Origin of the sequence: Methanosarcina barkeri 3 (assembly GCF_000970305.1) — an archaeon.
GTDB classification, from domain to species: domain Archaea; phylum Halobacteriota; class Methanosarcinia; order Methanosarcinales; family Methanosarcinaceae; genus Methanosarcina; species Methanosarcina barkeri_A.
On record NZ_CP009517.1, the window covers coordinates 2,093,923 to 2,114,371 of the forward strand.

A 20,449-nucleotide genomic window follows, 5' to 3' on the forward strand; every position below is an offset into this window, starting at 1 on the left:
ATATCCAGTTGAAATATTTTTTTGGCTCTATAGAAACTCTAAGAAATAATATATCTTTGATAGTTTAAACTGATATCGTCATGTTTCATTATCTCATTGCCTCTTGCAACTGGTAGATAGGTTTCTGCAAAGCTCTTTTTTTCAATTTAAGGTATTCAATTAACTATAATATATCTGGGCCTGGTTTCAGTACTGATGCTTTCCGAATTATTTACGGTTAAACTAACAGTGTATCGTCCTGTTTTATTATACACATATACAGGATTCTTTTCAGTTGAATTATTTCCATCTCCAAAATCCCATTTCCATGTATTTGGCAATCCTGTGCTGTTGTCAGTAAAACTAACATTAAGCGGTGCAGGCCCTGAACCAGGAGATGCTGAAAAAGCAGCAGCAAGAGAGTTTGAAACTGCAATATAACCGGTTTTTGTCAACGCATTACTGCCATTTACATTACTTGCTGTTAATGTAACAGAATATAGTCCTGACTTATTGTATGTGTGCACAGGGTTCTTTTCTGTTGAAGTATTCCCATCTCCGAAAACCCACCTCCATGAGGTTGGTGAGCCTGTGCTCTGGTCAGTAAAACTAACAGTAAGAGGTGTTTTTCCTGAAGTAGGGGACGCAGAGAAACTGGTAACAGGAGCATTTAAAATACCTGAAACGGCAATGTAGTCGGTTTTTGTCAAGGCATTGCTACCGTTCGAATTGCTTACTGCCAATTTAATAGAGTATAGTCCTGATTCATTGTATGTATGTACAGGATTCTTTTCTGTCGAATTACTTCCGTCTCCAAAATCCCATTTCCATGAAGCTGGCGAACCTGTGCTCTGATCAGTGAAACCAACGGCTAGTGGAGCCTTTCCAGAAACAGGAGATGCAGAGAAGCTGGCAGCAGGAGCAGCTAAAACACTAGAGACAGCAATATAGCTGGATTTTGTCAAGGCACTGCTACCGTTTGCATTAATCGCTGTCAATGTAACAGTGTATCGTCCGGATTTATTGTATGTGTATACAGGATTTTTATCTGTTGAAGTGTTTCCGTCTCCAAAAGCCCATCTCCATGCAGTTGGTGCTCCTGTGCTCTGGTCAGTAAAACGAACAACAAGAGGCATGTTTCCGGAAGTAGGGGATGCAAAATAGCTGGTAACAGGAGCAGCTAAAACATTTGACACATAAATATAACCTGTCTTTGTCAAGGCATTGCTGCCGTTTGCACTACTCGCTGTCAATGTAACAGTGTATCGTCCGGATTTATTGTATGTGTGTACAGGATTTTTATCTGCTGAGGTGGTTCCGTCTCCAAAAGTCCATCTCCATGAAGCTGGCGAACCTGTACTCTGGTCAGTAAAACTAACAGTAAGAGGCATACTTCCTGCAGTTGGAGTTGCTGAAAAGGCGGTGACAGGAACAGTATGGTCCGGACCCGATACCACACTACCGTTCACAGAAACTACACTTATGTAGTTTGATTTTTGCACCTTATCACTACCTCCCTCACTGGTCGTCGTCAAAGCAACAGTATAATTCCCTGATTTATTGTATGTGTGTACAGGGTTCATTTCTGTTGAATTATCTCCATCTCCAAAGGTCCATTTCCATGAACTTGGCTTTCCCGTACTTTTGTCAGTAAAATTAACAGTAAGAGGCACTTTTCCTGAAGTCGGGGATGCAGAGAAACTGGTAACAGAAGTGTTTGAAACGTTTGAAACGACAGCAATATAACCAGTTTTTGTCAAGGCATTGCTGCCGTTTGAGTTACTCGCTGTCAATTTAACGGAGTATAGCCCTGATTCGTTGTATGTATGTACAGGATTCTTTTCTGTTGAATTACTTCCATCTCCAAAATTCCATTTCCATGCAGTCGGTGACCCTGTACTCTGGCCATTAAAACTAACAGTAAGAGGCGATTTTCCTGAAGTTGGGGACGCAGAGAAACTGGTAACAGGTATACTTAAATCGCTTGAGACAGCAATATAACCGGTTTTTGTCAAGGCATTACTGCCTATTTCATCACTTGCTGTCAATGTTACAGAATAAAGTCCTGATTTGTTGAACGTGTGCACAGGATTTTTTTCTGTTGAAGTATTCCCGTCTCCAAAACTCCATTTCCGTTCAGTTTGCAGGCCTGTACTCTGGCCAATAAAGTCAACCGTAAGAGGCGATTTTCCTGAAGTAAGAGATGCAGAGAAACCTGGGACAGGCGGATTTAAAACGTTTGAAACAAGAATATAGCCGGTTTTTGTTAATGTACTACTGCCATCGGCATTACTTACTGCTAATGTAATAGAATATAATCCTGCTTTGCTGTACGTATGTACAGGGTTCTTCCCGGTTGAATACGTTCCGTCTCCAAAAGTCCACTTCGTTGAGGTTGGTGATCCTGTACTCTGGTCAGTAAAACTAACACTAAGAGGTGTTTTTCCTGAAGTTGGGGACGCAGAAAAAGCAGCGATAGGAGCTTCATATCCATTTGAGATAGTTATATAGCTAGATTTCGTTACTTCAGTTTTGTTTCCAGTTTCGTTCAATGTCAATGTAACAGAATATTTACCTGCTTTTCGATATATGTGCACAGGATTCTTTTCTGTTGAATTCGTCCCGTCTCCAAAATCCCATTTCCATGAGGCTGGTGATCCTGTACTCTGATCGGTAAAACTAACACTAAGTGGCGATTTTCCTGAAGTTGGGGATACAGAAAATCCCGGTTGTGCTAGAACGGTTATTGTAGCAATTTTCGAATCAGTACCGTTTTTATTGTTTACTGTAAGTGTTACATTGTAATTCCCTGCTCTGAGGAAAGTGTGTGCTGGATTCTGCTGTGTCGAAGTGGATTTGTCTCCAAAATTCCAGTTCCAACCATCCGCATTCTTCGAGAAATCCGTAAACTGGACTGAAAGAGGAGCATAACCTGATGTGAGATTGCTGCTGAAGTTTGCAGCGGGATAATCTGGTTGTGCCGGAAGAGGACCGATAAATTGACCGAAAGCAGTAGGACTGAAACCTGTGTTTACTGTAGATATAACCCTATCCGTAACTGTGTCAATTACAGAGGCAGTACTTCCGAGATTATCACTATCGCCGGAGTTTGCTACATATATCTTTGTTCCATCCGGAGTGACTGCAATTCCGTAAGGGTTTTTTCCGACTTTCACAGTTGCTATAACATTTTTTGTTGCGGTATCGATTACCGAGACATTATTACTGCCTTCATCTACCACATACACTTTTGTCCCATCAGGAGTTACTGTAACTCCCATAGGCCATTTTCCCACAGGCACTGTGGCTGTAACAGTGTTTGTAGATATATCAACTATAGAAATAGTATTACTTTCACAATTAGTCACATACAGTACTGTTCCCATCTGGTTAACTGTAACTCCACAGGGGCCAGATCCAACTTCCACAGTTGCTATAACAGCGTTTGTGCTGGTATCAATTACAGAGACAGTGTTGCTATAACGGTTTGCCACATATACTTTTTTCCCATCCGGTGTAATTGCAACCCCTAGCGGATTAACTCCTACAGGCACCGTGGCTATAACAGTGTTTGTAAATGTATCAATTACAGAGACACCTTTGATATCACGATCTGCTACGTACAGTTTTTTCCCGTCCGGGGTGACTGCAATTCCACAGGGACTGTATTTATAGCCTACATCCACTATAGCTGTAACCTTATTTATTGCCGTGTCAATTACAGAAACCGTACCCCTGTTGCCGTATTTAGTATTTGTCACATATACTTTTGTTCCATCCGGACTCACTGCAGCCCCAAAAGGCTCGGTCCCTACGGGCACTGTAGCTGTAAGCGTGTTATTTCCTGTGTTAATTACAGAAACAGTGTTGCTGTTGAGATTTGTAATAAATGCATACGAAGGCGCAGGATAACCATTTGGTACAACATTTACCGTAGCAAGCTTTGAGTCTGTGCCGTTTGGATTGCTTACTGTCAGGCTTACAGTATAGATTCCTGTTGCAGAATAAGTATGCGCAGGGTTCTGCTTTGTTGAACCAGACCCGTCTCCAAAATCCCAGACCCATTTAGTTGCATCTTTTGAGAGATCCGTAAACTGTACAGGTACAGAAGGGAAAACATATTCCGATGTGATATTGCTGCTGAAGTTCGCTAAAGGATAAACTGGTTCTATTGGGATGGAACCTATAAACTGGCCCGAAGCATAAGGACTGTTTTCTACAAGCACCGTGGCTGTAATAGCGTTGGTTGCAGTGTCAATTACAGAAACAGTGTTATAGAAACTGATAGCTACATATACTTTTTTTCCATCCGGAGTGACTGCAATTCCCACAGGACCGGAACCTACGGGTATCGCAGCTGTAATTTTATTTGTTACAGTGTCAATTACAGAGACAGTGCTGAAATACTCATCATTATTGGTCACATACACCTTTTTTCCATCTGGAGTAACTGCAACTCCAGAAGGAATTCTCCCTACCGTCAATGTATTCGTAACGCTGTTTGTCGCCGTGTCAATCACAGAAATGCTTTTACTATCTGAGTTCGCAACATATACTCTAGTTCCGTCCGGTGTGACCGAAATTTCTTTAGGGCCTCTTCCTACGGATATCGTGGTTATAACGGTTTTTGTGGTAGTGTCAAATATAGAAACTGTGTTATCCTCATAATTTGTAACATATAACTTTTTTCCATCCGGACTTACCGCTACTCCAGCAGGAGATTTTCCAGTATTCAATGTACTTACAACGGTGTTTGCACCGGCGTCAATTACAGAAACATTATTACTATAACGGTTTGTCACATAAACTTTTTTTCCGTTGGGACTGACTACAATTCCCTGTGGAAAATTTCCTGCACGCACAGTAGCTACAACACTATTTGTTGCCGTATCGATTACAGATACATCACTGCTACGAGCATTTACTGCGTAAACCTTTGTCCCATTCGGGTTAATTGCAACTCCAGTAGGGTTGGATCCTACGGGTATTGTAGTTGTAACTTTGTTTGTAGTCGCATCAATTACAGAGACACTGTTACTCTCTGAATTTGTAATGTATGCAAATGGCGAGGCTCCTGCAATGCTCACCAACATTAAAAAAGTAAGTACCGTTATCCCCAAAACTTTATTTAAGGTCTGTCCCCTAAACCTTCTAACACACTTCTTTCCTTTCATTTTAGACCGCCAGTATATGGATCATTTTGAATTTACCGGAATTTTGAACAACCCTGAAATTTGACTGGTGTTTATAAAAGATAGTATAGCAATTTATCGAAGTCAGAGTTTTTTGGGCAAGCTGGTTATCGCAACTAAGTGCTGCTATAAAAACGACTGCATGAACAAGACTTCACGGAATTATGGAAAATAATTGTATGTAAACAGATAATAATTTTTCCCAGATTAACTAACAGGTTTGGTAAAAGTAAATTCTCCGTTTACGATAAATAATTATCTTTACATAATATTCCAAATTAAAATACAATGAAAATTTTAAAAAAATATATCTCTAAGCTCAAAACTTAGTAGCTATTCAGATTGAGTAAAATGACACTTGTAATATGACAAATAACGTAACTATTCAGATTGAGTAAAATAACACTTGTAATATGACAAATAACGTAACTATTCAGATTGAATAAAGTAATATTTATAATTAGAAAAAAGTCTGCTTTAAGAAGGCAAATAAAGAATTAGTCATTTTCAATACCTGAGTTTTCTCCTACAGACAGCATAAGCTCTCCGTAAAGCAGCTTTTCGAGAGTTTCGGCTACATACTTCCTTTGCTGGTATTTTTGAATATCCTCGTGCATCCTGAGGTCAGAATCTACCTGGACTCGTACGAGAGCAAAATGAAAGGCTTTTTCATTCTTAATCGGCGCAGTATAGAAAGCTTCAAGGAGGTAAGGGAGTTTGAGGGGATCTTCTATAACTTCACTTAAAAGCAGCATCTCTTCAGGAATATCCTGGTAGTGTGAGGATATATCTTTTTTTCCGGTAATAAGTTGCAGGTTTTTTTCGGAATACTTTTTCTCAAAGATAATGATTTCGCCAATTATACTTCCCACCTCTTACTCAATTTAAGTTTCAAGCTCCCTGAGTAGTTCCTGAGTAACTTCCAATATTTCCGGTTGAAATGAAATGATGGCCTGTAAAAGGGAATAAAAAGGCTTCAGGCCAGCATTCCCTTTACGATAATATCAATAGCGTCGTCTTCTTCAAGGCCGCGGGCCATGAGGGTTTCGACCTCTTTTTTATCTACACATCCTATTGCAGCCTCGTGGGTTACCTTAGCCAGAGGGTTATCGACGCGTACAATGGGAACAGCTTCGGCTTTTGCATTACCCTGGATAACCTCCAGGCAGTCTACGTGTCCTCTGGATCTTGGTGCATGACCTTCAGTAATTCCCCTGAACTCCGATTCCGCATTTTCGGTAATGGCCAGTCGACTTTTGATCACACTTCTGGCATTTTCTCCATTAAGGGACACTTTTTCCATAATTCTTATTTTGTCATCTTTTTTCCCATAAACCTTGGTAACCATTTCACAGATAGAATCTTTCTCGGCATCCACATCGTAGTCGAATTCGAGATATCCTACTCTTCCCGAGACCAGGGAGAAATTATTGTAATAATTACCGCCTTCCTCTATCTTTACACGTGCCTTCGGAATCACCTGAGCTCCTCCATGCGGTCCGTGAAAGTGAGTTTCTGTGTACTTTAATGAAGCATTTTTCCCTACATGCATTTGAGCTTCCATTCTATGAATAATCTTTACGGCATTAGGGAACGTGCAATGAGCGACGAGTTCAACAGCCGAGTCTTCTTCGGCTACAAAATTCATCTTTATCTCCTGGAGTCCATCTTGAGGAATAAGCCCGAAGCAAAGGTGAACAGGAAGTGGAATTTTGTATCCTTTCTTAATGGTCATTTTAACGTCCACTCCATGTTCGGTTTCCTTGGTTTCAAGCACAATTCCTTTTATCCCGTTTGCATTAAGTACTTTGTTTCCGCTTATCACAAGGCTTGCAAGTTCATGGTCATGTAAAACTGCAGCATCTCCCCCGGCTACCGAATAAGCTGAGTCCATATCTTTGATTTCGCTGGAAAGTGTATTAAGAGTTATTTGAGTCATTTTTCAGGCCGCCTTTGGTGGGGATACTCTGCTGTCGCATGGTATGCACCTGTTTTTGAAAAATTCACTGATTTCAAGGGGGTCTCCGCTCCTGAGAATAACCCCTTCGCACATAAGGGATGCTTTATCGGAAGCAGCTGCAATTTCCTTCCTGTGAGTTATTACAAGTACCGAGGAACCGTTTTCTTTGAAAGTCTGGATAAGATTTACGATTTCCTTTAAGGAAACAACATCAATTCCTGAATCCGGCTCGTCGAGAATTGCAAGTTTCGGCTTCATTGTAATTATGGAAGCAAGTTCTATTCGTTTTCTTTCGCCTCCACTTAGCGTCTCTCCAACTTCCCTGTCCAGATATTTTTCAGGTTTAAGGTCGACTTTCCTCAGAGCTTCTTTTAGCTCTTCTTCAGTAACGCCTCCACTACCTTTTGCTCCAATTGCCAGGTAATCTCTGACTCTCAGCCCTTCAAAACGGGCAGGTTCCTGCCAGGCAAGGGTAATGCCTTTTCTTGCACGTTCGGTTATCGAAAGTTTTGAAATATCTTCCCCATTAAAGATGAGGCTGCCTTCCTCGTGTTCGTAACCCTGGAGTCCCATCAGGGTATAGGCAAGAGTACTTTTTCCTGCACCATTCGCGCCGATAATACTGTGAATTTCCCTGTCGCCTATCTCGAGATTGACCCCTCGGAGGATTTTCTTCCCATCACGGCTCAACACCAGGTTTTTTAAAGATAGAATCTACGACACCTCTATAAGTTTTTTACTTAGCCCTGCAGCAAATCCTTGCAGTGCTGCAAATCCTGAACCGTATTTACGTTTATTGCTAGTTTGGGATTATCAAGTATTAGATTAAAGTCTTCCTGTTCTTTTCGAATTTGAGAACTGTCCAGAATATTAATTCCGACAGGTACTATCAGCTTCCCATCCTTGTTAAAGACCGTATCCGGCCTGATTCCTGCTCCTTTGCAGATATTGATAGGGACATATACCGAAAGCGCCGGCTTTCCTTCTTCTTTATATTTTTCGATTACCAAATCGATAATTTCAGGGTTTATCAGGGGAAGGTCTGACATAATAATCATTACAGGCCCAACCGTTTCTGCGGTTTCTACTGCATGAATCATATCCCCTACATAATTTCCGCCAAAAGTCCTGATTACACGAACTTCGCCTTTATAGCGTTCCTGAATCATAATCTCGGTCCTGGGAGTAACAGGTGAGACCGCTACAAAAACCCTGTCTATGTTCTCTGAGGCCCTGAGGGTATCTATCACATAAGCTATAAGTGGTTTTCCAAGCAATTCAACACAGGGCTTTTCCCCCATTCCAAGCCTCTGTCCGAATCCTCCTGCCATTACAATAGCGTCCATTTTAAACCTCCCATGTATCCGTTCAATGAAAAGTTCAGGAGAACTGCAAGAACAATGAGCGCAGTTACTCTACCAATTTCGTTAGCAGTACCGATTCCATCGCCATTTAAGCCTCCAAAATGGGCATAGCTTCGGTTAAGAATCACCAGAGCCGAGATGCAGGCTCCCAGATAAGGCAGCAATCCTATCCACCCGAAAGGCAGAAAGCAAACGATGGCCCCGAATATGAATCCAATCAGAAAATTCTTTCTGGTTGCTCCATTTATAGTCATAGCTCCCAGGCCAGGATAAGCCTGTTTTTCCTGAGGAGGTATTGGCTTCCCAAAAGCAGCAATAGTTAGCATGGACTGCTTTGCGCTGACCTCTGCAATAAACATTGATGCAAACATTAAAGCCGGAAGGTTAACTCCGAAAGTAGCGGAACCTATTTGCTGGACTGCCCTTATCGAACTGTACAGAGTAAGTAGTAAGAGAATACAGAAGGACACGCCTCCTGTCCCTATGGTCGTATCTTTCAGGGCCTTAATTTTCTTCTCATGTGACCCATGGGCCATAAAACCATCCCCCATGTCCGTGACTCCATCGAGATGGTTAAAGCCTGTAATGTAATATATGAATCCCATGAGGAGGGCTGCAAGCACAGGTCCTGGAAATATTACCTGCCCTATGAATGCAACTGCCCCTATGAGAAGCCCGAGTACTGCTCCCACAATGGGATAAAAGTAGATTTTCTTCATGAGTTCATCGATTCCTTCCATGCTGATTCCCACAGGGATCGTTGACAGGAATCCAAACCCAGATTTAAAAGCAAGAAAATATGAATTCATTGCGAACCGCCTGTTTTTTAATCCTTTCCTTCATCAGTCCTTTTCTACAAATTCTGCCATACCTCTTGAGTACATATTGGAAGACACGCCTCCTATAAGGCCCCCGATCACGTCATCCATAAAAGGCCCGAGATTTGCAAGGATTCCAGGTTTCTGTTTGTCAAACCTAACAAACTCAAATGCGCCCTTGGAGCCGCTGATATATGTTGCAATACTTGTGCCGAGCACTTCATCCGCAATTATAAAAGTAAGGTCTTTTTCATAGGAACTTTTACTCAGGTTCGGAAGGTTTCCTGCCCTGCCTTCTCGCTCCAGCAGGACCCCGGAATAGATTAGAAGGCAGAGGTTTGGATCCGAAAGTGCGTACTTGAGTTCCCTTTTAAATAAAACGTCTGCTTTCTCCCGGGTCTCTAAACCTGGATGCGGGACATACATTTCCAGAGCCGTATCAGCAAGGTCCTGAACACTGATGCCTTCTTCAGCAAGGACATCGAGGATGTTGACTGTAGCTTTTTCTTCTATTTTCTCGGGCTGCCCTTTTTTCAGGTCTCTTTCCTCAATATCGGATAACTTCATATGATCACTTCGGGGTTGTTAAAACGGTTCTATTAGTTTTTCGAAAATCTTTAACGCTATACACTGGCTTTTCTCAAAACCCTATTTCCTCATAGAACTTATTTCCGTATAGAACCCATTTCCGCATAGAATTCGCATTATATAAGGAATCGGGCTCTGGCAAGCAAGGGAGGGTCACAGATGCAGGTATACTCCTGCTAACTGAATTACTGCCGCACAGGCAGCAAGCGAGAAGCCTGAAGCAACTGCTATTAATTGGGATACCCGTTTTATATCTTTTACTTCGGTTGGAGGATATAAGGCCCCAAGTATATAAGTCTCGGGTTTTTCGAGTTTGACTCCGAGTGCTCCTGCAGTAGCTGCCATGGGATAGCCGGAGTTAGGAGACGGAGTTTTCGTTCCGTCTTCAAAGGCACTTTTTATGCTATTTAGAGGAGAAACATTTCCCAGTTTTTTCGGAAGCAGACTCACTATAAGGGCTGCTCCAAGAATGAATATGATTGAGATGCGAGCAGGAATCCAGTTCAATACATCATCGGATTTCGCCGAGAAATATCCAAGTTCCTTGTAAGGTTCGGTTTTGTACCCAACCATAGAATCCAGAGTACTTATGGCTTTAAACGCATATGCCGCCACAAGCCCGAATTCTCCGAAAAGGGCATAATAAAAAATGGGACTCAGGATGCCGTCAACATAGTTTTCGGACACAGACTCGATAACTGCAGAGGACATCTGGGTTCTGGTAAGTTTTGAAGTGTTCCGGCTTACATATATAGGGAGCAGTTCCCTGACTTTGTCAAGCCTATTTGCTTCGAGATGTCCGTAAATCTCTTTTGCAGGGCTGAGCAGGCAGTTAATAGCAAAGGTGGCTTTCAGGAAATAAGCCTCTATAAGAAGGGCAAGCACTCTGGGAATTTCCGGAAGGGCTGTAATGTACAGCACGGAGTAACCCAGTAAAGCTGCGAAAAAAACACAGCAGAGAGCCATTACAACTCCGTAGGCTTTCCTGTGGGTCTGAGGAGCTGCATTTTTTAAAACATTGATTAGTTTTCCTATCCATACTACAGGGTGTACGGCAGCAGGCGGCTCTCCGAAAACTATGTCTATAACGGCTGCAAGCAAAAGCACCAGGGCGAGATGCCCGCTGTCTGGCACAATCATAGGATAGGCTCCATCACTTTCTTCCAGGCAACTTTCACGAGTTCATCAGTATCTCCTTCCTGCATAAGGCAGTCAAGGATTTTCTGCGCAGTTTCGGTTTTGTGAACCAGATGACAGTCAACACAACTCCAGACTTTTCCACCTCTTGAGCTCTGGATCCACCTTCCTCCTGTACGTTCGTCTTCACAGGGATAGAATGGACAGAAGCAGAAGGTACAGTTCTGGCCTTCAAAATGGCAGGGATAATATTCGCAGGTTTTCCTGCCTCCAATACCTTCTTCAGAAGCCTTCTCTATTACATTCTTCAGTTCTTGCTTTGCCTGTTCTTTACCCCACTGGGTAATTACATCCCCGATTGCGGCAATTAGCCTGTCGTTTTCCTCTGCGGTCCGGACTGCAAGCCTTATGTAATCCTTTCCAAGACCGCGGAGGGAAGAGCAGTCCCTTATGAGGACTCCGCGAGCTGCCAGACGTGCAGTCAATTCCGTTGAATCAAGCATGAACTTGCTGATATTAACCAGGATAAAGTTTACATTCACTTCTCCGGCTTGAAAACCCCTTATCCTGTCGAGTTTAGCTTTAAAAATCTTTCCTTCTTCCCTGATCATAGTTCTTGCGTTTTTCAGATATGGATGTTCAATCCCGCCTTCAATATTAAGAAGGGAGGTCGCTACAGCATTTGCTACGGTTCCGAGGTTCCAGGAAAGCCTGGCAGTATCCAGAATTTCAGCTACTTCAGGAGAAGCTATTCCGAAGCCCATTCTGATTCCCGGGATTGCAAAGTCCTTTGTGAGAGAACGCATGACAAAAACGTAATTGTTGCTCGCTGCAAGGTCTGCTACACTCTGTACAGGATCAGATAGCTCTATAAAAGCTTCATCCACGAAAAGAAGGGTTTTATGTTTAGTACAGCGTTCTGCGAGAGCTTTAATTTCTTCTCGGGTACGGAGTTTACCTGTCGGGTTATTGGGGTTGCAAATAAAGAGAATTTTTGCTTTTTCCAGAAGCTCGTCAGGAAGTGTTTCGACTTCATCCTGGCTTGGGTACTGCAGTTCTGCTCCCATAATCCGGCACTGCATCTCGTATTCTCCGAAAGTGGGCCAGGGCAGAAGGACAATATCTCCTTTTTCAATCACGCATTCCACTACAAGTCTGATAATTTCCGTTGAACCGTTACCCGGAATAATATTCTTCGGGCTTACTCCAAGCCCTACGAACTTTGCAGCAGCCTCCCGAAACTCAGGATACCTGTTGTCAGGATATTCGGTAAGTCTCTTAAAGCCAGTATTAAGAATCTCATCAAAGTTCAATCCGCTTTCCGGATGCTCAAAAGGATTTCCCAGAGGATTAAAGTTTGCACTGAAGTCAAGAATTTCACTTTCAGGAATCCCGTAAGTTTCAGATGTTTCCTGAACTAACCCTCCATGCCTGCAGGGCTTCAGGTCCAGTAGATGTTTCCTTAAAGGTACACTTCTTTGCTCGGACACGGTAATCGCAAATATTTAGTGTGAATCATGTATATTAATCTGCTTATTATATTATTCAACGTAAACTTGCCTTTATTTGCTTTACAATTGTTTGATTGCGAAAACTTAGGCTTTCGGAATCCATTATACTTTATTTTACAGATGAAAGATATTAATTAATTTTATTAAGCTCTTTAAAATCCAAACGTAAATCTCCAGTGTTATAGATTTGTAGTAAGAATTAAGCATATAAATAACGGATAAAAACGAATTAAAACTGGATCAATTTAGAATTAAGGGTTAAATATCGTACTAAATATTAACCTCACATTCTGCAAAGATATTATATGAAGATTTATTTGCTAAATTACCTAAAAAACTTGATTGGCTGATTAACTGATTTTTAATCTACCTGCAATTAAGAAGCTGATAGTAGTTTTTGTGTGATAGTAGTTTTTGTGTGATAGTAGTTTTTGTGTGATAATAGTTTTTGTGTGATAGTAGTTTTTGTGTGATAGTAGTTTTTGTGTATTACTACGGAAAATGAGTTTAATCACAAAAATAGGAAAATTTAAAGCTACTAAAAGGTAAAAATTATTTTTAATACGTACTTTTATTAAAGAGCTGCCTACTATACTTAATCTGGTAAATAATTTAATCTGGTAAATAATTTAATCTAGTAAGTAAGGCTCAAAATTCTTGAAAAACCTTTTTTAGAAAACTCTAAAATGTTAGGGCAATTGTTTATATGTTAACCCCAAATTATTATACAATTTTTTGGATCAGTAAGAGGCTCCTCTTTTAATATTATGGAGCCAGGAATTATTTTAATTAGTTCATTTGCTTTATACGAATTAAATTCTTCTGGAGTGATTTCGTTATATGTTATGTAACCTCTTTTTGAGTTTAAAATTACTTTGTTTAAGTAAACGTCTTGAATAACACGAGGAAGCTCTGTAAAGGCATAGTTACTTATGACCAAATCATAGTTTTTTTTATCCAATTCGTTCATTGTTTTATAAGACAAAGTAGAGGGGATAATATAATTATCTAAAAATCTTTGAGCGAGATCAAGAGCTGGCTTTATATCTACTAAACAATATGTTGCTGGTTTATAAAAAGCATTGATAATCCTACACTGTCCTCCATATCCAACGCCGATTTCACAAATATTGAAGTTGTTCAGTGTTTGAAAATGCATCTTAAGGTCGGAAAGAACCTTAATATATCGAAGGGTAGTGGGTGAGATCATGCCAATTTTGTGGTATTCGTACATTCTTGGATTTCCGTAGAGGTCATTCTTCTTGAATGAGCTTATTGAATATAATATCTCAGCATCGTTACGGTCATATAGTAGTTTAAGGTATTCACTTCCCTGACCGTAAGAAACGTGCTCTAAAACCCGATTATAAATTGGATCTCTCCTAAAATTAACGAAAAATTTATAGTCATTACTTGCTTTGAGACATGATTGTGGATAGACCTGGTCATCTGATAAACTTGTAATAACTTTACGTGGAACTTTTTTAACTAAATTTAAGGGAATATTTGTTTTAACACGCAAATTTTCCATTAGATGTTTCATGTTATTATATTGGACCATACGTTTTTATATTTTTTGTAATGTGGGAGAGTTTTATTTGGGAGAGTTTTATTTGGAAGAGTTTTATTTTGTTGTGTTTCCGAGATCAATTTTCATTTGTTTGAAATTTTCCTTTAATAGTTCACAAGAAATGTCCTTATTTCTTTGATTCTCATTGGCAGTGTCTATTATTTGCTGTAAATTTGAATTCAAATTTTTACGTACTATGGAGAAAATTGATATCTTAATATGAAATTTTTACCCAACAGTTCCTGAAATTCATGATATGCAGAAAATCAGCACACTGCCAGCATCTTTGCTACGGCTACACAACTATCTCTTTCCAGGGAAATTTGGATATAAAGCGAGTCACTTTTCTCCTTGATGAAACGTGAAGAGACTCTTGCCCTGTGTACCTCAAACCTTGAAGTTATTGCTTGCATTACTTGAATCTCAAATTACAAAACTCATTGAACTATTTTTTACTTATTTTTCCAACTTTAATCTTTGTTACTTAAGACTCTTTCTTCACTACTCAAAAATTTCATTTCTTTCAGCCTTTTTCGGTTCATTCAAACCTCTTCCTTAAGCTGCCATTTTTTTGCCGACTTCAAGTTACTATTTTTGCCGAATTTATATAGTATCGAAAAAGTAAAATAGCTTGCTTTTAACTACTACCTTTCAGAATCGCTAAAAAGCATATCATCAATTAAGCTAAACAGCGTAAAATTCGGATAAGTAATAAGGCCCTTTAGAATATCAGTAAATCAGAAATATGTGCGTCAGTAAACCAGAGATTACCTAAATTATCTTATGGATCGGCAATTTATGCCTAATCTCATGACCTATGCCTTAATACTGCTCCTTTAATACTATGCCCTAAAGTTATGCCTTACAATATTATGCTTTAAAATAATTGTTTTAATTTGATTACCAGGTGCATTTAAAAATGACAGTTAATAGACCAAGAGGTACCCGGGACTTTTTACCTGCCGATACTGCCCGGAGAAGATACGTGGAAAGTGTTATGCGAGACGTTGCCCGCAAATGGGGCTACAGTGAAATCATTACGCCCACGTTTGAACATCTGGATCTTTTCACCCTGAAGTCAGGGGAAGGGATTATAGGGGAACTCTACAACTTTACGGACAAAGGCGGCAGAGAAATGACTCTCAGGCCTGAGCTTACCGCTCCTGTCATGCGCCTGTATATAAACGAACTTCAGCCATTTCCAAAACCTTTAAAATTGTTTTATTTTGAGAATTGTTTCCGCTATGAGCGTCCCCAGAAAGGTCGTTTCAGGGAGTTCTGGCAGTTCGGGGTTGAACTTATTGGAAGCGGAAAACCCGACTCAGATGCCGAGGTTATTGCCCTTGCTGATGCCATGTTAAAAGCCGTTGGAGTGAAAGGTGACATGAAGCTCGGAAACCTTGCAGTCATACGTACGCTCTTGAGCGGGCTTGAATCAGAAATCGTGAGCAAGGTCATGCGGCTTGTGGACAAGAAAGAATATGCAGGTCTAGAAGCCCTGCTCGAAGAAATAGGGGCTGAAGAACAGCTCAAATCCGACCTTTTCCACCTGATAAAGCTTGAAGGCAGGCATATTCTTCCTGAAGTAATAAAAATAGTAGGAAATATTCCTGAGCTTGTGAGCTTTGAAAGGACCCTCAAGCTTCTCGACGCATACGGAGTGGATTATTCTCTTGATTTCGGGATTGCACGCGGGCTTGACTACTACACGGGCATGGTTTTTGAGGTCTATGCCGAGGGGCTCGGTGCCCAGAAACAGGTCTGCGGAGGAGGCTCTTACCAGCTTATTCAGCTTTTCGGAGGCGGAGACGTGCCATCAACAGGTTTCGGGATAGGTTTTGACCGGATTATGGAAATCTGTCCTCTTATCCCTCCTGCCCCTAAAACCATTATGTTGATCTCGAAACCCGATGTCCATCTGGAAGCGATAGATTTTGTAAATGAATTGAGAAAGTACGTGACAGTCCATGTAGACCTAATGGAACGTAACTTCAAAGCCCAGCTCTCCTATGCAAATACCATCAATGCCGACTACGTGGTTATAGTCGGGGAAAAAGAATTAGAAGCAGGGAAGCTTACGCTGAGGGATATGGTTTCAGGAGAACAGGAACTTCTAACGCTGGAAGAGATTATTGAAAAAGTTTGTTAAGAACCAAACTAACAAATTTTTTTCAGGCTGTATCAAAATTCGACGAGTTTTACAAAGCATTGATTTAGCATGAAAATGCTGCCATCAACATGCATTTTCATGTTGTTGTGCGTGTTATTAAAGAATATCATGTTCATTTCCCCTTAATTCGTTATACATTTATCATGAACTCATCCCACAACGGATGCATTGATAAAATTAACACACTGATTTGTTTCAATCCCTAATTTTTATAAAGTTGACTAAAGTGTTAATTGTTAGAGACTTTGGTAATACAGATTATATAGGTGTTTAAAAATTATAATGTTTGGAATTCAATCAGAGGTGGCATCAAAGATTGGAATCCAAAATCCAGAAGCTCGAACAGTTACTTACAAAAAGACCACTTCCCGCAGATGTACACAAAAATGCAATCAACTTTCCCAGTATGGCAGTAGATTAAGATTGGCCTATCCTTAAACTAATTATTTTGGGCAATTAGGCAAATAAATTCTACATTTGTGTTCAAGTGCGGAAAGTGGGATACAAGATCTAGAAAAGTAATTTTGAGCTGATCTTACAACTCCAAAAAATTAAATTAAATTAAATTGAAAGCATAAAGAATTACGAATACCCTGACCTCCACAGGCGGTTTCACAGCCGTAGTTAGTGATAAAAATTCCTCCTTTTTTATTTAAAGGCTTCAAGAGACTTATTTTTACGGATCTTTGCCCTGAATTTGAATCGTCGGACAACTCCTGAAGGACAGGTATTCGTGACTCTCTGCATTCCCGTAGTAATAAACATTATTTTCTTTTTTAAACGTTTTTAAGTTTTAGAATTATCCTTTTATTGATATTAGCTGGAATTGGACTCTCATTAAAATCTATAAAGCCTTAAAGTTTAGGATTCCTTCAAAACTTATTTTTTAAAGGGCAATTTCTCTTATTGTGTAATATTCGACTCTCTGAATTGAAGACTAAACTATTAAATATTTTTGAATGTATTTCAGTTATAATCTTCGTTTACTTAGTAACTGAAGGTTTCAAAAACATTTATCGGAAAATGTTACTTGTCCCCTGGTGGATTTTGTATTTTTAAAATGAACCTATCCCAAAACCAATATAATGTCAGAATAGGATTATAATATTGGCGGTAATAGTAGATTAGATAATGTTTTGGGATAGGCTCAATAATATTTTATTTAAAATAAAAACATTTTTAAGGGAGAGCTAGGTTTGGCGGTGTTTTAAGAAGTAAAACGTCATATAACGCGCTATTTCAAAGTACTTCTAAGGCTCTGTGTTCTCCCTGAAGTTTAAAGAAGGTAAAATGTATTACTGGAGGAGTAGAGTTGAATAAACAATATATATCATATTTTATTGCAATTCTGATTGCACTTCTCATAATTGCTCCGAGCATTGCAGGAGCAGCACCTAAGACTGATTGTGTTGTTCCAGATTATAAGAATATCACAGCTTGTCAAGCTAAAGATATACTGGAAAATAAAAACACATTCCTTTTGGACGTCCGTACGCCTGCAGAATATAACTATTCTCACATTGAAGGAGCGACATTAATACCATTAAAAAACGTGCCTGCACATGATCCTGTTAATTTGTCCGACGACCAGTTACTGCCCAATCGAATTAATGAACTACCAAAAAACAAAAACACAAAAATCGTTGTTTATTGCTATACCGGGAAACGAGGCAGCATTGCAAGTCAAATGATAGTTGATGCCGGTTATAAGAGAGTATATAATATTCAAGACGGCCTTACAGCATGGGTAAATGAAGGATATCCAGTTGTAATTGATTCTGAAAAATGGTTAACTAATTATCCTCATTACCTGTAAGGAGATTCATATGACATATCCGGCTTTTGTAGAAACCTTCTGGCTTATGAATTTCCAAATAGATAACTAAAGGTACAAAGTTAGATTTTAGTGATTGATTAGAGGATTTTACAGAGCCTGAATTCTATACTCGTGACTTATACAGTTGAAATCAAATTGCGTGCAGCCACCCCATCCTAAGAAATGATGGGGTATGCCTCGGGCCACCCACCCTGTAGTCTGGCAGTTAGAAATCATCAAGTTTTCTTTGCTCTGATCTCACGAACCTATGTAATTGAGCCTCTTCACCCGGTTTTCCCTGCGATTTTTAATGTAATGCTTGATTGTATCAGCAGTATTTTTTCCAACGAAGCGATAGAATTTGTCATTTAACCATAGACTTCTATTCCAATATTGTTTTAGACCAGGATGGAGCTTGAATAGCTGTAAGAACTGCCTCCCTTCAAATATTGAATTACCTCTGAGAGAGAATTACTTGGATGGAATTCATGCGTCTTCGGTTAAGTGAGAAATCGTGACAAATTCATCAATTTCCTCAATATTTGCCAAATATTTTAAAAATTACGAGATGGAACAAACTATAGATTTCATGCAAATAGACCAAAATTTAAAGCCTACCTCTAATGCAAAATCGATAGCTTTCAGACACGAAAATTCTTTAACCGATGACCAATGGAAGAGTTTTATAAGTATATAATATGCTCTTAAAAAGAAAAGTAAATAGTTTTGTAGAAATGTAGTTCTGAAATATAATTCTGTAAAGCCTTAGATATCTTACAATCTTTTTTCAGATAGCTTCGAGCCTATATGAGTTCAGTTTCCTAAGACTTTACAGATTTATGTTAATATGTAATCTTTATGTTATCTTGTGTTAATATGTCACCCGATAAATATAACCATCTTCGTCTGTATATACAGTTACATAATCATGAAATTGTCTGGATAATAGCAACGTTGAATACACTTCTATTTCTTGGGTATCGTGCGGACACTTAATCCAGAACCAACCTAGTGGATTACCGGAACTATCCTGAAGCATAACACTTGTAAGCCCTGTATCGTCTACTGTGTCTATGGTTTGTACCTGTACATCATAATACACGTCTTGTGTATAACCATAACTGGCGACTGTGGCATTAACAGGTGCTTCCGTGACATTTTCAGGCGATGATGATAATTTATCCTCTGTCGTTTCCAAAGGTGTAGATACCGATACATTTTCTGACAAGGATTCTCTTGTTTCTAAAGATGTATTATTTGATGTGTTTTTTGGTGAAGCTCCTTTCTCAGCAATTTGACCAAACACGAGTGGAATTGCCCCCACTATCAAAGAAAGCACTAAAATTGCATATACAAGTTTACTTTTTGACATTTCATTTCCCTCCAAGTTTAACAGTTAAAGATTCAACGCGGTTTGATGCTATTGATTTTTCAGATAAATCACATGGATTTCATTAGATCCGAATTATAAATATAATAATATAAAAAATGTGTCGAATAAAATTTAAGGAAATAAGTACCATAACAGTTTATATATATTTTAAATAATATGTAATAAAACACGTGTTTTAGAATTTGTATTTTAAAACGGAGATCTCAAAATTCAACTTTACTTTGTTCACAATCGAGTTAAAACAAGCTTCGATGTTTTATGTAGATTAAAAAAAAATTATTTAGTATACATAACAATATATTTAAATGTAAGTAAGTAATTGCTTACTTACATGGATGATACAGAACAAAGAATCTTAGACGCAGCTTTGAGAGTATTCGCTAGTGAAGGATTTACGGGTGCGACTACCCGAAGGATTGCGGAAGAGGCAAAAGTTGCCGAGGTAACTTTGTTCCGAAAATTCAAGTCAAAAAAAAACCTGCTGAAAGAGGTGTTAATTAACAATCGAACTGTTTTTTCATCACTGGAGGACTTATTCCAATTGTTTCAAAACGAAAAAGATGTAGACCTTGAGACAGAACTTCGTATTTTGGGAAAAAATATTGCAAAAGCTATGAGAGATAAAAAGAAGGATAGCAAACGCCGGATGTTTATGTTCATGTTGTTTGAAGAAGGAAGACGGAGGCCTGAAGTCTCTGAGGCTCTATCATCTTTTCTTCAAATGAATATCAAGCCTTTGAGCGAATACTTCGATTTGCAAATTAAAAACGGAAAAATGCGTACTACAAACTCCAGGTCTGCAGCAATAACTTTTGTCAGTTATTTTGTTTATACATCTTTACTAAGAGAAGTATTTGGTGATAGTTTTTTTGGTGAATATGATGAGGAAATTGAACGGTTTATTGACATATTCGCTAAAGGTATCCTGAAGGTTGAAGAGAAATGAAAAAC

The 20,449-nt window shown here is 39.4% G+C and carries 15 protein-coding genes and 1 pseudogene; 3 read left to right on the forward strand and 13 right to left on the reverse strand.

The window, feature by feature from the left end; genetic code table 11:
* Window positions 1–155: 155 nt before the first annotated feature.
* The 11 genes from MSBR3_RS08390 to MSBR3_RS20200 all read right to left on the reverse strand — a co-directional run bounded on the left by MSBR3_RS08390 (window position 156) and on the right by MSBR3_RS20200 (window position 14,532).
* Window positions 156–5,153, reverse strand: coding sequence for a PKD domain-containing protein (locus MSBR3_RS08390; protein ID WP_048107514.1), 4,998 nt, complete (start codon window positions 5,151–5,153; stop codon window positions 156–158).
* A gap of 515 nt (window positions 5,154–5,668) precedes the next feature.
* Window positions 5,669–6,043, reverse strand: coding sequence for a hypothetical protein (locus tag MSBR3_RS08395; RefSeq protein WP_329956825.1), 375 nt, complete (start codon window positions 6,041–6,043; stop codon window positions 5,669–5,671).
* 104 nt (window positions 6,044–6,147) lie between these two features.
* Entirely contained in the window at window positions 6,148–7,110 is a 963-nt protein-coding gene (locus MSBR3_RS08400) for a SufB/SufD family protein (RefSeq protein ID WP_048107515.1), read from the reverse strand.
* Between the two features lie 3 nt (window positions 7,111–7,113).
* A complete protein-coding gene (locus MSBR3_RS08405; protein ID WP_230627983.1) occupies window positions 7,114–7,824 on the reverse strand; it encodes an ABC transporter ATP-binding protein in 711 nt (236 codons plus the stop codon).
* Between the two features lie 47 nt (window positions 7,825–7,871).
* Window positions 7,872–8,477 carry an NTP transferase domain-containing protein gene (locus tag MSBR3_RS08410; protein ID WP_048107517.1) on the reverse strand — a complete coding sequence of 202 codons (606 nt, stop codon included), beginning with the start codon at window positions 8,475–8,477 and terminating at the stop codon, window positions 7,872–7,874.
* Window positions 8,462–9,304: an adenosylcobinamide-GDP ribazoletransferase gene (cobS, locus tag MSBR3_RS08415; protein ID WP_048107518.1), complete on the reverse strand. Its 843-nt coding sequence runs from the start codon at window positions 9,302–9,304 to the stop codon at window positions 8,462–8,464. Before cobS ends, MSBR3_RS08410 begins: the two co-directional genes overlap by 16 nt.
* A 33-nt stretch (window positions 9,305–9,337) precedes the next feature.
* On the reverse strand, window positions 9,338–9,880 hold the full coding sequence (gene cobZ / locus MSBR3_RS08420) for an alpha-ribazole phosphatase CobZ (RefSeq protein WP_048107519.1): 543 nt from the start codon (window positions 9,878–9,880) through the stop codon (window positions 9,338–9,340).
* A 174-nt stretch (window positions 9,881–10,054) separates the two neighbouring features.
* A complete protein-coding gene (locus MSBR3_RS08425; RefSeq protein WP_048107520.1) occupies window positions 10,055–11,041 on the reverse strand; it encodes a cobalamin biosynthesis protein in 987 nt (328 codons plus the stop codon).
* Entirely contained in the window at window positions 11,038–12,528 is a 1,491-nt protein-coding gene (gene cobD / locus MSBR3_RS08430) for a threonine-phosphate decarboxylase CobD (protein ID WP_048107521.1), read from the reverse strand. Before cobD ends, MSBR3_RS08425 begins: the two co-directional genes overlap by 4 nt.
* Before the next feature lie 730 nt (window positions 12,529–13,258).
* Window positions 13,259–14,092, reverse strand: coding sequence for a putative sugar O-methyltransferase (locus MSBR3_RS08435; protein ID WP_230627984.1), 834 nt, complete (start codon window positions 14,090–14,092; stop codon window positions 13,259–13,261).
* A 293-nt stretch (window positions 14,093–14,385) separates the two neighbouring features.
* Window positions 14,386–14,532 (reverse strand): hypothetical protein, encoded by a 147-nt coding sequence (locus MSBR3_RS20200; protein WP_155396766.1) that lies wholly within the window; start codon window positions 14,530–14,532, stop codon window positions 14,386–14,388.
* A gap of 506 nt (window positions 14,533–15,038) precedes the next feature.
* Between MSBR3_RS20200 and hisS the strand changes: the two genes are divergently transcribed.
* On the forward strand, window positions 15,039–16,268 hold the full coding sequence (hisS, locus tag MSBR3_RS08440; protein ID WP_048107522.1) for a histidine--tRNA ligase: 1,230 nt from the start codon (window positions 15,039–15,041) through the stop codon (window positions 16,266–16,268).
* A 1,333-nt stretch (window positions 16,269–17,601) separates the two neighbouring features.
* Complete coding sequence (locus MSBR3_RS08445; protein ID WP_048107523.1) at window positions 17,602–18,105, forward strand: rhodanese-like domain-containing protein; 504 nt, start codon at window positions 17,602–17,604, stop codon at window positions 18,103–18,105.
* 226 nt (window positions 18,106–18,331) lie between these two features.
* Here MSBR3_RS08445 and MSBR3_RS19405 read toward each other — a convergent pair.
* Both MSBR3_RS19405 and MSBR3_RS08450 read right to left on the reverse strand, forming a co-directional pair.
* A pseudogene (locus tag MSBR3_RS19405) lies at window positions 18,332–18,593 on the reverse strand (transposase); the annotation flags it as partial.
* 383 nt (window positions 18,594–18,976) lie between these two features.
* Complete coding sequence (locus MSBR3_RS08450; RefSeq protein WP_048107524.1) at window positions 18,977–19,477, reverse strand: hypothetical protein; 501 nt, start codon at window positions 19,475–19,477, stop codon at window positions 18,977–18,979.
* 352 nt (window positions 19,478–19,829) lie between these two features.
* Between MSBR3_RS08450 and MSBR3_RS18895 the strand changes: the two genes are divergently transcribed.
* Window positions 19,830–20,444: a TetR/AcrR family transcriptional regulator gene (locus MSBR3_RS18895; protein WP_052723334.1), complete on the forward strand. Its 615-nt coding sequence runs from the start codon at window positions 19,830–19,832 to the stop codon at window positions 20,442–20,444.
* The last annotated feature ends 5 nt before the right edge of the window (window positions 20,445–20,449 follow it).